Source organism: Vibrio sp. GLN_1, assembly GCF_043106015.1.
Classification (GTDB): domain Bacteria; phylum Pseudomonadota; class Gammaproteobacteria; order Enterobacterales; family Vibrionaceae; genus Vibrio; species Vibrio parahaemolyticus.
Window position 1 is genome coordinate 97714 of record NZ_JBICMD010000034.1, and the last position, 13000, is coordinate 110713.

Genomic DNA, 13000 nt, shown 5'->3' on the forward strand with positions numbered 1-13000 from the left:
ATCACTCGAAGCTCACTGTTTAACGTCAGTTCTTTGAGCTGAGTATTGGTTTTAAAAGATTCTTGTTGCTTTGGTTGACTTCTTTGAAAACGACAATAAATCATGATGCAACGTATTCTTATTTCTACTTTTGACTAAAACATCAGCAAACAAAGGGGGAGAGACGACTTTAGGGTTTTCGGCTTCAAAGTGACGGAGCACGTTTTGCTGCAACTTTCAATGTGATTTGAATGGACGGTGCAGATGGAATACCTATTGTGGTGGTCACTGTAGGAAAGAAAACATCCCCATTTTGTTTCTTAATTAGCTCAATGAGTTAAAGGAAGAAAAGGTAAACGACTCGATTGCGAATTTGTGAAGCCGCAAAGAAGAGTTGCCTGAAAAAACTACTAGACTAAATGCTCCAACTCAAAAGGAATTTGTATGTTGAAACATTGTTTGTATCGCAGTTACACCAAAGGGCTAAAAATCGCCGCGCATGTGCTGCCACTTCCACGGCCGACGCTGTTTTCTGGTTCGGGATCCGTATCTGAGTTGTTGGAGGCGATATCTGATCTAGGTTTTCGACGTTTGTTGCTAGTGACCGATGAGGGATTAGTTCGAATCGGTATGGTAGGTAAAGTCTTGGAGCAAACGCAGGGGTTGGGTTTACAGGTGAGCGTGTTTTCTGAAGTAAAACCAGACCCAACTTACGATCAAGTGGAAGATGGATTACGTGCTTACAACGCCTCTCAGTCGGAAGCCATTTTGGCGTTAGGTGGCGGATCTGCCATTGACTGTGCAAAAGTGATTGCTGCAAGAGTAAGTAACAAACGCTCAATCAAAAAGCTCTCAGGACTTTTCAAAGTATGGCGAACCCCAGCGCCTCTGTTTGTTATTCCAACCACTTCTGGCACTGGTTCTGAAGTGACGATCGCGGCAGTGGTTTCAGACCCAGACACGCATTTAAAAACGCCCTTGATGGACCCGAAACTGGTGCCGATTATGGCCGCGCTCGATCCTGACTTGCTTATCGGTTTGCCAGCCAAAATCACTGCTGACACAGGGGTTGATGCGTTAACTCATGCGGTAGAAGCCTACATCTCGCGCAATTCGACACCAGAAACTCAAGCGTATTCAGTCGCTGCAATCAAATTGATATTTCGTTATTTACCCAAAGCAGTGGCTCAGGGGGGAGATATTGAAGCTCGATACAAAATGGCCATGGCGTCTTACTACGCAGGGCTAGCTTTTACCAAGGCAAGTCTAGGGTACGTGCATGCTTTCGCGCACAACTTAGGGGCAAGGTATGGTTTGCCACATGGTATGGCAAATGGATTAGCGTTGCTACCCGTCTTAAAGTTCTCTTTGCCTGAAATTGAAGATGAGCTAAGAACGCTTGCCGAGAAGACCAATATCAATACGAAAGACAAACCAAGTGCTGAGCGTTTCTTGGAACAGATTGAATCCTTGTACGATGCTATTGGTATCGAAAAATGCACAACAGTCATAAAACATGATGATATCGAAGACTTGGTTGACCTGATTCTGAAAGAGGCACATTGGAATTACCCCGTTCCCAAGTTTATGAATTCTGAAGAATGCGCTCGCTTATTGATAGAAATAAGCGCTTAGATTGTTTTGTGTAAACATAATTTTACGGCTGTGGTTTTTAATCCTTACACTTTGCTTGATCTTCTCTCAAAGATCCTACAATATCGTGTTTATTACAAATATGGTGTCAGTTTTGGTGCGCCGTTGCCCGATCTGATGCTGATAACTCCCAATAAGATGTAAAGATAAATATACAATGAGTCGTTCTAAAGTGTTTGGTAGTACCCTAATTATTGCTGGTACTACAATTGGGGCTGGTATGCTAGCTCTTCCTCTTGCCTCCGCTGGCATTGGTTTTACTACATCACTGGTCATCATGTTGAGTTTGTGGGCGTTAATGGCCTTTACTGCGCTACTGATGCTTGAACTTCACCAATATGCTGAAAGTAGTGCGACACTTCATACCTTGGCGAAACAAATCCTTGGTCAAAAGGGTAAGTGGGTTGCCAGTTTTGCGATGCTATTTTTGTTCTATTCATTGTGTGCGGCATACATCGCTGGTGGCGGTGCCCAATTTGGTGATCGCTTATCTCAGTGGTTTGAGTTAGACATTTCTGGCCCGACAGCGACAGTGATTTTCACTCTGATCGTTACTTTAGTGGTGACTATTGGTACAGGAACAGTTGATAAAGTAAACCGAGTGTTGTTTGCGCTAAAGCTAGTCGCAATGGTTGCGGTACTGTCATTTTTAGCGCCAAACGTTACCGAGTCATACTTGCTAAGCATGCCTATCGAACAGGGACTTATTGTTGCGGCGATTCCAGTGATTTTCACATCGTTTGGTTTCCACGGCAGTATTCCTGCAATCGTAAACTACCTAGATGGCGATACGTCATCTTTGCGCAAAGCGGTTATTGTTGGTTCGACGATTCCTTTAGTTATCTACATTTTCTGGCAAATCGTTACCTTAGGCGTAGTAAGCCAAGATGTGCTTATTGAAAACGGTGGCTTGAGTGCACTTATTGGTCAATTATCTCAAACTGTTCACAAATCCAACTTGAGCAGCATTGTAGGTGTATTTGCCGACCTTGCACTTCTCACCTCGTTTTTAGGTGTGAGCTTAGGTTTGTTCGAATTTTTAGGTGATACGATCAAAGGCAAAAGTGAGAAACCAAATCGCTTGTTAGCTGCAGTGATTACGTTTACTCCACCACTTGGTTTTGCGCTTTTTTACCCACAAGGCTTCATTATGGCGCTGGGTTACGCGGCGATTGCATTGGCTATTCTTGCGATTTTCCTTCCTCTTGTCATGGTGATCAAGGTTCGTCGTTCCGATGATTTCTCTGGTGAATACCGTGTCGCAGGTGGGCAAGGAGCGCTGGTCGTCACTGGTATAGCGGGTACGGGCATCGTTTTAGCGCAAGTGCTAATCACTTTAGGTGTATTACCTGCTCTAGGTTAGTTCCACTGTTTAAATTGAACGCGAAAAGCCAATAGGGAAACCTGTTGGCTTTTTTAATCTGGATCAAATTACCGTAAGATATTCGGTGAAAAAATTGGCGGAAATCTGTTTTTATTTCGTATACTTAGGTTGTGGTATATCAATTATTTAAGTGGGGAAAAGCCGCTCTAAGATCATCAAAATTTCTGACAGAAAGGAGCTTTTTCTTCTGGTTTCTCTACTTGGGTGTGGAGGTGAAGTATGGCGCACCGGAGTTTTTACCCGTTTGCTAAACCGCTTAATGAGCAACTGCAAACGTTGAAGAATAGAATGCAGGCACATTTGCCGTGTATCGATAGGGTGTCGTTTGCGAAATATCACCCTCATCAAGACATGCTCAAATCTTTCGCCGAAAGTGAATTTGATACTTGGTGCTTGGCCCATCATGAGGCGCCGTTTAGAAAGCTCCACAACCTTACTATCTCCGCTGAAAATGCAATACCACGTATTGTCGATGATCTTCACGACATCAATCATTGTTCCCGCATACAAACCCTGCTTAAAGAAGGCTATCAGTCATCAGTCGCGATTCCTTGCTATGACAACAAAGCCTTTACTGGGTTTGTCTTTTTAAATTCTGTCCAGCCCCAAGCTTTTAAGCTTGAAGCATTGAATGGACTTAAGCCTTATTTTGAGATGGTTCAATTTGCTGTTGAGTCTGAGGATCATGTCGTCCATGCCATCGAAACGCTTGCCGATCGAATGCAGGGTATGATGCCGAGTTATTCGCCAGAATATTATGCCCATACTAAACGGATGAAATATTACAGCCAGTTAATCGCCACACAACTCGCGGATCATCATCATTTCAATGACGAAACGGTTGAGCATATTGGTACGTTTGCGCAGTTTCATGCATTGAGCGATATTCAACTGCCGATAGAAATAGCCTGTAGTAGAACACGTTACACGAGAGAGCAGGAGGCGATTCTTCTTCAACATATCGAGCAGTGTATCGAATCTGCAGACGATATAGTGGCGCGTATTGGTAATCCAGTTCACCCAAGCGTGACGCTGTTTTTGCAGATGATTACGTACCAATACGAAAACCTTAATGGTTCTGGTTATCCGTACGGTTTGAAGAAAGAGGCGATCCCAATTGCAGCGCAAATCGTTGCGGTGGCTAACGCATTCGATGTGCTTACGACTCATCACCCATATCGCCAAGCTTGGTCGATACCTTACGCCTTGCTTGAGTTGGAGAAATGGGTGTATCAAGGATTGTTGTCCAGAGAATGTGTCAACGCGCTGCGTGAGCATCAAAATTATCTAAAACAAATCATCCATAAATATCCTGAGCACTACACAGGCTTAGGGCTGATGTAATCCCCGTAAACGAAGGAGCACGAATATTGACTAGGAGGAAATTATAAACAATACTGTTTTTATATACAGCATTTAGTTTGGAGGTGAAGTATGTTGTGGGAAACCCTTGAGAGAGTAAACCGCTTACGCCAACAAGCACTTGCGAACCCTGAGTTTGTGCAGTCAGCGAAAGAGCATGAAGAAGCGCTTCAGGAGCAAGAATATCATTATCATGCAAAGAAAAAGCGTTCAGCCAAAGACAAACAAGGTAAGAAGTCGCTGGCCGATATCTATAAAGAAGTAGAATTTGGCGCTGACGCTCGTCATTAAATTAACCGCTATGGCGTCATTTCAATCCTTCAACGCCATAGGTCAAAAACGAGAACTCAAGTATCTCGAGTTTACTTGAGTTGAATATCAGTCTTGCATTTTTATTGTATTAACGTGTAGATAAACACCCCTAAATTTAGGGGTGTTTAATTAGATGTCTGCTTTGCGTACAAAGTGAGGATTTTTGTATTTCTTCTCTGGACCAAAAGTGGATATAACCAATTTGTTCCACAGTGTTTTGTCGAACTCGCCTTTTGGAATGGAAGGGTAGAGTGTTTCTTCTTCTTCCCTTGCAAAATTCATGTACTGCTTTTTCTTGATTTGGTTGTATTTTTTCGCAATCTGATTGTGTTTTTGAACCCACTCCAATTTGTATTTTCGAAGTGCCTTTTCACCATCTTCTGCATTCATACGCGACATAAACAGCCGCTTATACGATACCTTTCTATCTAACATGGTACGCATGACTGTTTGGATGTACTTACCGTGGTGCGTAATGGTGATGTCGTTTTCGTCAATAGGAGTAACACACCAGCCTTTAGGTAGAAAGTCTGGTTTTTTAAACTGTTTATTACGCTCCATTAGCGCCTGATGTAAAACCAAATCAGAGGTGCCGCGGAACGTTTTTTGCCATTTACCGATACGAATTTGAATCGAACCAGGCAAGCGATAGATGTTAGTAAACTTATCTTTGTCCATGGACTTGTGTCATGAGATTAATATGCAATATGAGAAATAGGTAATCAGCTCACCGAGTCATCGGCAAGAAGTTGAGCTGAAGTTCGTTACGATTTTACAACGACCTTGCGTTATATAGCGAGGGGTTATGTCAATAATAGGTAAGAAATAAAAAATTAGTTTAAATTGTGAATGGATTTAACTAAATGGCGCCACCTGCATTGCGATTTGCAGGTGGCTTGTACAGTGCTTAAACAGCTTCTTCTAGTTGTTTAGCATCTTCTTGCTCAATCTGTTGAAGGTGTCTATTCGCTTGTTGTAATTGGTACATTTGAGCGTAGCGACCATTTTGTTGCAATAAGGTTTTATGCGTGCCTTGTTCGACCAAGTCACCATGGTGTAGAACCACAATTTGGTCTGCATCCAATATGGTGGACAGTCGGTGAGCAATGACCACTAACGTCATGTTTTGGCGCAAAACTTTTAAGCTTTTTTGAATGAGAGCCTCAGTTCCTGAATCGATGTTCGCCGTTGCCTCATCCAAAATTAAGATTTTTGGTTTCGCCACTAACACTCGGGCTAACGCAAGTAATTGCTTTTGACCTGCCGAAAGGTTGGTTTCACCTTGGCCGAGTTGAGTGTCTAAGCCGTTTGGATAGCGGCGAATTTGCTCCGATAAACCTACCTTATCTAACGCATCCCATATTTGCTCATCGCTCACTGCTCGGCTAAGAGAAATGTTCTCGCGTACAGAGGCTGGGAGAATGTGCGGATCTTGTTGAACCATTGCTACGTCTTTGCGAAGTACGTCTTTACCCAATGTATTAAGTGGCCGCCCATCAATCAATAACTCGCCCACATTGGTTGGATAAAAGCCCATGAGCAAAGATGCTAACGTGCTCTTGCCGCTGCCCGTATGGCCGACCAGCGCGATAAAATCTTGATGAGCGGCTTTCAAGGAGATATCTTTCAATACATCTTGCTTACCATCATAACTGAACGTCAGATTACTTAGCTCAATTGAGCCCGTTTTAAGTGGTTTATGATCGTCACCGTAAGTTTGTGGCTTCGCATCAATCAACTCAAAAACACGTTCACTCGACACCAACGCTTGTTGTAAAAGTGCAAGTTGTTGGGTCATTTCAATCAGAGGTTCGGTCACACGCGCCAAATAACTGATGAACGCATAAAGTACACCGACACCAATCAACTCGACACCATTAAAGCCAAAGATGGCAACTAAGCAGAGTAGGGCAAGGCCAGCTAACAGATCCATGAGAGGCCGCAGCAGATACCCGTTTAAGCGAATCACTTTTTTGGACGCGACCAAATGCTCAGCAGTGAGTTCGTTAAATTGTTTGTTAAAGCGCTCTTCTTGTTGCATCAGTTGAATCACGCTCATCCCTTGGATTGATTCGCTTAAGTTGGCGTTAATGTCCGTGAGCAAGTCACGCATTCTGCGATAACTCTCGGTGCTGAGTTGTTTAAACAGATACATAAAGCCAATTACGATCGGTAACAGGACGAGAACAACCAGCGTCAACTTCCAACTCATGAAGAACATGACACCCAACATCACCACGATCATCACAACGTTCTTAACCACGGTCGCGATTAACAACTCGTAAAACTGCTGAAGTGATTCTGTATCATTCGTGATTCGAGAAACAAGCTTACCGGCAGGTGTGTAGTCAAACGCAGAAAGTGGCTGTTTGATCACTCCCGAAAACACTTGCTTGCGAATGGTTTTGATCGTGTTCGTTGCCACCATGCTAAATTGCAACGATTGAAGATATTGGAACGTTGCTGAAATGACTTGAAGTGATACATAGCCCAACGCTAAAGCAATCAATACGTTACGAGAGTAGTCACCTTTGGCAATGTGTTCATCAATAAAATACTGGATCAACCAAGGGCCACTCGCACTCGCTAACGCCGCGATAAACAGCAAAGCTAAGCCTTTTATCATTTGCTTCGGCTGAGACAATGGATAAGACAACAACCGCTTAAATGTACTGGTTTGTTTCATTGATTACTCCTCCATTGCTTGTTCGAGTTGTTGGTACTGGAACATTTCTGCGTACCAGCCTTGGTGTTCGAGTAGAGAATGATGTTTTCCGCGCTCGGTGACATGGCCATGATTAAGAACGATGATTTCATCAGCCGCTTCCAATGCGGTTAATCGGTGTGCGATAACGATCAACGCTTGATCACGGTAGTGTGTTTCAAGGTTCTTGAGAATCTGATGTTCGGTTCGACCATCTACGGCGGATAGGGCATCATCTAACACTAACACTTGAGCGTTGAGAAGCATGGCGCGTGCAATCGCAATACGTTGCTTCTGACCGCCAGAAAGAGTAATGCCTTTTTCGCCAACTTCGGTTTGGTATCCGTCAGGGAATTTCTCTATATCGTCGTGGATACACGCCAATTTCGCTGCTTGATAAACTTGCTCCTTTGTTGCTTGAGGATTGCCAAGGGCGATGTTGTCAAAGATCGATTTTGAGAACAAAAATGGACTCTGATTCACAACCGCAAAGCGATTACGCCACTGAGGTAAGATAGCGTCTTTGATTTTGACATCGCCAAACTGAATGGTGCCATTTTCTAAATCATGTTGACGCAATAGCAGGGTGAGTAACGTCGATTTACCACTGCCTACTGGGCCAGCAATTCCGAGCATTTCCCCTGGCTCTAACGTTACGTCCACAACGGCAAGAGCTGGTGGGAGTTCTTTACTCCAATGGAACGCGTCAATCTTGATGTGCAGCGGCAATGGTTTTTCATCTAAAGGCTGTGTGCCACCGATGATCTCTGGTTGTTCATCGAAGATTTCTTGTAGCCGATTCCATGCGGCAGAACCGCGCTCTAAGATGTTAAACAAGAATGCGAACGCCAGCATTGGCCAAATCATCAAACCCAAGTACATGGTGAAGGCTGTCAAATCACCAAGAGTGATTTCGCCTTTGTCGACCAGATACGCGCCTGCCGCCACACTAAGAAGAAAAGAAAGACCAATCGTCAACTGAATCGCAGGGTCAAAGCGCGCATCTACTCTTGCTACCGCGATGTTTTTAGCACCAGTATCGTCAACGACATCTTCAAATCGTTGTTGCTCTTGGTTTTCTAAACCAAAAGCACGCAGCATTCGCACACCATTTAGGGATTCTTGCGTCATATCGGACATCGAAGAGAATGCTTCCTGCGCGACACGAAAACGTTGGTGAAGAATGCGGACGATAAAGAAAATAATTACCGCGAGAAATGGCATTGGCAAAAGGGCCATAACGGTCAGTTTCCAACTGACTTGCGTGACCATGATGATCAATACTGCTATGCCTGTGATAACCGAGTCGGCTGCCGTTAATACCCCTTCGCCAGCTGTCATAACGATGTTTCTTACGTCGTTCGTGCCGCGCGCCATCAAATCGCCAGTTTTGTATCGTTCAAAAAAGCGGGGAGGTTGAGTCGAAAGGTGGCGGTAAAGGCGGTTGCGTAAAATGGTTCCAAGTTCCCAACTCGCACCAAATAGCCATATACGCCAGAGGATTCTGCACCCGTAGATGGTGAAAAGTAGAACAATAAGGCCTAACAACCACATGATTAACGTGTTTGTTTCTAATGTGTTATCAACAACGCCATCGACAATCACTCCGACTGCCTTGGGTGGAACCAGCTGAAGGGCAGAGATTACTGCAAATAAAAGAATGGAACCCACATAATGTTTCCATTTTTGTCGGAAATACCAACGCAGCTGCCAGAAAATTCTCATTACGCCTCCTGCTTTAAATTATTGAATTTGTTATGGAACTATTATTGAGCGAAATGATGAGTTTACAAGCACAATTTTTGAGCGAAGAAGAAAACAACAGATTGTGTCGATTTTGAATATATGCGCTCAGGAATTACTTGCTTTCTCGCTGCAAGAAAACCATGCAACAAAATTATGTGAAATCTATGTTAAGTTGAGGTTTTGGCGCGTAAGTTAGCGCTAAACGTAGAAAGCTTCAAAATGTACAATTTTGAAGCTTGTTTGGGAGGGTTTTTAGCAGTCTTCAGTTTGAATTCCATAGCGAAGTTGTCCGCCTGGTGTTTTGGGGTAGTACACTTCGACATAACACAGGTGATGGATGCTCACGGGTTTGTTGGCAAAGCCGATAAGGAAGTAGGGTTCAGTCTCTGAATCGGCGCCGTACCATTTGTTGATGGTGAGTTGTGGGTCAAAACCGGCAAGCTCTTTTGCTGGAATCACGTTTTTGATTAACCCAAAGTAACCAATAAGATCGTTTACTCCGTCGTTATCTAAGTCGATGTTTCGCGTGTCTTCTGAGTTGATGTTCTCTTGAGACTGAATAACGGCTTTAGTGTAAACAAGGTTGTTGGCTGTCATTAGCGCTTCTCTTGCACCATACAAAACGGCAATTCGTGCGTCTTTTTGTATTCCGAGGAACTTGGGTAGGGCAACAACGCCAACAACACCAAGAATGATGATGCACATTATTAACTCGATAAGGGTAAATCCTCGTGAACCACGCACAACCAGCCTCCAGCTTTGTCATTTTATAGGCTGCTATTCTGGAATAAAAATAGGGTTATATCGGTATTAAAAAAGAATGAGAAGGTGTGACTGCCATTGCAAATCTCATATATAAAACAAGTTGCTTATTTATTCATTAGAGATTGAAGCGGTTTCTCAATTGGGATTTTAAAGAGAGGAGTAAAAAGGAAAAAGATGAATAAAGATGTGCTCGGGAGGAAAAATCTCCCGAGCCGGAGTACTTAAGACGCGTCCGTTACCGTTTGGCCACTGCGTTTAAATACAAATCTCCAGATGAACAGGACTACTGCGATATAAGCTAAGCCGACACCAAGTGCTTGCCACTCCATACCGTTATACATCGCGATAGGCATCAGAGAGATGATAAAGATATCCGTGATTGAACCAGGTACATAAGCAATGGCGTAGTCATCCAGAACTTTGCTACGCATTTTAGGGTCAACAATGCGCAATAGCGCGATGCCCATTGCAACTGTGCCTGTTAGCCAGCCCCAGGAGAATATGCCTTTTTCAAACCAATCATCGCCCATAATTCGAGGCGCAACCCAGAAGATCAGCCACAACGTAAATGCGATGCCACCAATGGCGAGTACGATCATTGGCGCAAGGTACTGAGCAAGAACAGTAATTTTGATTGCCGAAATACCAAATATGATTAGGTAGTCGGTGCTGATACCAGCTGCATGCTTAAATGCTCCATCACAAAGGTATCGCGACGCTTTGGTTTGTTTCGCGACAATTCGCACGAGCATTCCGCCCAAAAAGCCCGTTACAAATGTCGGAATTTGTACTTTGTCGTGGAACGACGATAAGTAGTTTGCTGCGACATAAGAGAAAGCCGTAACAACGACGACAAGGGCTGCGTGAATAGCAAATGAATCCACAGAGAGTGAAGACATTGTGTCTTTCATCACTGGTTCTTGTTCTGTTGGTTTTACAAGACCTTTTCGTTCATGTTCATCCATGCTGTCAAAAGTTGTAAAGCTTCGAATCCAACCCATTTTTAGAGCAAATTGAAGCATCAGCATGCCGATGGAAATTGAGATGAAGATACCGACTGTCGCAAAGGTCAAACCAAGCGTGAAGCCATCTTCCCAACCAAGACCCGTGAAAATATCTCCCACAACAGAGGCTGAACCGTGACCACCCATGAAACCCGCAGACATTGTTACGCCAAAGCCAGGATTGATTTCTGGCCAGAAAAATGTAGTTAAGAGCAGGCCAAACATTGCAGCAAATAACCACTGTGAGACAGAAGCAATTTGGTTAAATGCCCATAACGAGCCTGCACGTTGTGCGACAACTTTTGGGGATGGAACATCCGTTGCTAACCCTAACGCAGAAAAAAGTGCAGCGGTTAATAGGCTTGCGTTAGCGGTAAACGTGTCTGTCCAAGGTAATAGATCGAGCATGGCAGGGCCAAACACGAGACCAAATAAACCTGCCAATACAGCAGATGGAATGTACATGCGTTGTAGCAATGGCGTATGCACGCGAATCACTTTCGCTACAATCAAAAGTAAGCCTGCGATGGCTAAGTCAGTCAGCATTAGACCTTTTGGCATTTTTTGTCCTCCAGTAAATGCATTCAAGGGGCATCATCCTTTTGACCAACCTTGATGAAATAAATAACTCCACGTAAGAAAGCGCGAATACGAAATCTTTCGAGTACGGAGCAATGGTCGTTTCAATCAGCGCTCAAGTGCGCTAAAAATCATGAAATGAATATAATTGTCGAGAATGTTCGTGAACTGTTGAGAAACTCGAGCAAGTTTCTCGATTTTATTTTTGATAGTTCACTCAGGAAGGGCGTGTATCCTAGTCAGTTTGAATAGGCAATGCAATTGAGCAGAATCAATAAAACATGCCTAATAAAACATCAACCATAGGTAGGTGTTTGATAAATAAAAATATTGTATGAGAAAATAATTTTGTCGATACGACAATTATTTGTAATTCTCAAGATGGGAAGGTGGTTGAAGTTCAATGAAGCCAAGAGTGGAGCTAGAGATATGGCCAGAAAAAGCACACTGTGATAAGAGCCAATGTGCTTATCAACTTGTCGTTAGAGTCGATTATCACCGGTACTAAATGCAATGATTTGACTGATTTCGGTGAGGCTACGACCGCTCTCTTTTTGCCATTGCATAAACGCTTGGGTTGCTGCATCGTGAGATTTTTTGGTGTCTTTTCCGCCTTCGATGATTTTGCAATTGCGCAAGTATGCTTCCACATCGTTAGACAAAATAAACGTATCAGCACCCATTTGACGTAAAGTATATGGCCCTGTATTACCGCCCAAACGGCTGCCATGTTTTTTTAGATACGCCCAAAGCTCAGTGATTTTCTCCTGAGGCCAATCTGCAACCATTTTGCCAAATGACCCATGCTGGATTGATGCTTCGTGGATCATTCGAGCATTGGCAGGAATCGACATCACTTTCGTTAGGTGGCGAATAATGCGCTCATCGGTCGCTTTGGTTTCCCATTGTTCGTCAGACAGCATCAGTAATGGTTCAATCTTAAAGCCGAAAAAGACCTCTTCGAAGTTCGGCCATTTCTTACGAACTACGCTCCACGAGATGCCACTTTGAAATACCTTCATCGAAAATGCCGCTAACCAACGGTCGTTTGGAATGGCTGCTAACTCTTCTTTACTTAATGGATGCGACAGCAGTGCTTCGAGCTGATCTTCTCCACCTTTTCGTTCGGCGGCACGTTGATAGATGGCGTCAAATTTTTCGATACTCATAAAAGAAGTTAACCTTAGTGTATGTCGATATTTAGGAAACATACTACGCTTAAGTGGCTGAATCGTAAATTGATGGAGTGTCACAAATGAAGAAGGTCACATTAACGTTTGTTGGAGAAGGTTCGGAGCGTATTGCGGATAAATTCTATTCTTGGCTTGCTGATGGTGGATTAGAAGACAGCTTAATTGAGACTCTATCGGACAGAGAAGTGTCGGTGGTCGGTATTAGTGATATGGATAACGAAACGCGCGATGTGGTGATTACGACAGAAATGAATTAGCGCGTTGTGCGCGGTCAAAACCAAAAGAATGCGATAAACAAAGCCCTTCGTCGGAAGGGCTT

At 43.6% G+C, this 13000-nt stretch carries 11 protein-coding genes; 5 read left to right on the forward strand and 6 right to left on the reverse strand.

Going from position 1 to position 13000, the window contains the following annotated elements:
* Positions 1 to 423: 423 nt before the first annotated feature.
* The 4 genes from ACF8OV_RS14175 (at position 424) to ACF8OV_RS14190 (ending at position 4669) form a co-directional block, all read left to right on the forward strand.
* The gene (locus tag ACF8OV_RS14175; RefSeq protein WP_203505072.1) at positions 424 to 1614 is read left to right on the forward strand and encodes an iron-containing alcohol dehydrogenase; all 1191 of its coding nucleotides are present in this window, start codon (positions 424 to 426) and stop codon (positions 1612 to 1614) included.
* A 175-nt stretch (positions 1615 to 1789) separates the two neighbouring features.
* On the forward strand, positions 1790 to 2995 hold the full coding sequence (locus ACF8OV_RS14180) for an aromatic amino acid transport family protein (RefSeq protein ID WP_020840694.1): 1206 nt from the start codon (positions 1790 to 1792) through the stop codon (positions 2993 to 2995).
* Between the two features lie 240 nt (positions 2996 to 3235).
* A complete protein-coding gene (locus tag ACF8OV_RS14185) occupies positions 3236 to 4360 on the forward strand; it encodes an HD-GYP domain-containing protein (RefSeq protein ID WP_021486653.1) in 1125 nt (374 codons plus the stop codon).
* A 90-nt stretch (positions 4361 to 4450) separates the two neighbouring features.
* Positions 4451 to 4669 (forward strand): hypothetical protein, encoded by a 219-nt coding sequence (locus ACF8OV_RS14190; protein ID WP_005455055.1) that lies wholly within the window; start codon positions 4451 to 4453, stop codon positions 4667 to 4669.
* Between the two features lie 150 nt (positions 4670 to 4819).
* On the opposite strand, the gene ACF8OV_RS14195 is transcribed toward ACF8OV_RS14190, so the two are convergent.
* The 6 genes from ACF8OV_RS14195 to ACF8OV_RS14220 all read right to left on the reverse strand — a co-directional run bounded on the left by ACF8OV_RS14195 (position 4820) and on the right by ACF8OV_RS14220 (position 12657).
* Positions 4820 to 5368 (reverse strand): hypothetical protein, encoded by a 549-nt coding sequence (locus tag ACF8OV_RS14195; RefSeq protein ID WP_015296689.1) that lies wholly within the window; start codon positions 5366 to 5368, stop codon positions 4820 to 4822.
* 229 nt (positions 5369 to 5597) lie between these two features.
* Positions 5598 to 7376 (reverse strand): ABC transporter transmembrane domain-containing protein, encoded by a 1779-nt coding sequence (locus tag ACF8OV_RS14200; protein ID WP_203505070.1) that lies wholly within the window; start codon positions 7374 to 7376, stop codon positions 5598 to 5600.
* 3 nt (positions 7377 to 7379) lie between these two features.
* The gene (locus ACF8OV_RS14205; RefSeq protein WP_140308443.1) at positions 7380 to 9119 is read right to left on the reverse strand and encodes an ABC transporter transmembrane domain-containing protein; all 1740 of its coding nucleotides are present in this window, start codon (positions 9117 to 9119) and stop codon (positions 7380 to 7382) included.
* A 273-nt stretch (positions 9120 to 9392) separates the two neighbouring features.
* The gene (locus ACF8OV_RS14210; protein ID WP_005454955.1) at positions 9393 to 9884 is read right to left on the reverse strand and encodes a prepilin-type N-terminal cleavage/methylation domain-containing protein; all 492 of its coding nucleotides are present in this window, start codon (positions 9882 to 9884) and stop codon (positions 9393 to 9395) included.
* A 242-nt stretch (positions 9885 to 10126) separates the two neighbouring features.
* The gene (locus tag ACF8OV_RS14215; protein WP_005454913.1) at positions 10127 to 11470 is read right to left on the reverse strand and encodes a sodium/glutamate symporter; all 1344 of its coding nucleotides are present in this window, start codon (positions 11468 to 11470) and stop codon (positions 10127 to 10129) included.
* Between the two features lie 500 nt (positions 11471 to 11970).
* The gene (locus ACF8OV_RS14220) at positions 11971 to 12657 is read right to left on the reverse strand and encodes a DNA-3-methyladenine glycosylase I (protein ID WP_005454984.1); all 687 of its coding nucleotides are present in this window, start codon (positions 12655 to 12657) and stop codon (positions 11971 to 11973) included.
* An 86-nt stretch (positions 12658 to 12743) separates the two neighbouring features.
* On the opposite strand from ACF8OV_RS14220, the gene ACF8OV_RS14225 reads away from it, so the two are divergent.
* Positions 12744 to 12938 (forward strand): hypothetical protein, encoded by a 195-nt coding sequence (locus tag ACF8OV_RS14225; RefSeq protein WP_005455030.1) that lies wholly within the window; start codon positions 12744 to 12746, stop codon positions 12936 to 12938.
* Positions 12939 to 13000 lie beyond the last annotated feature (62 nt).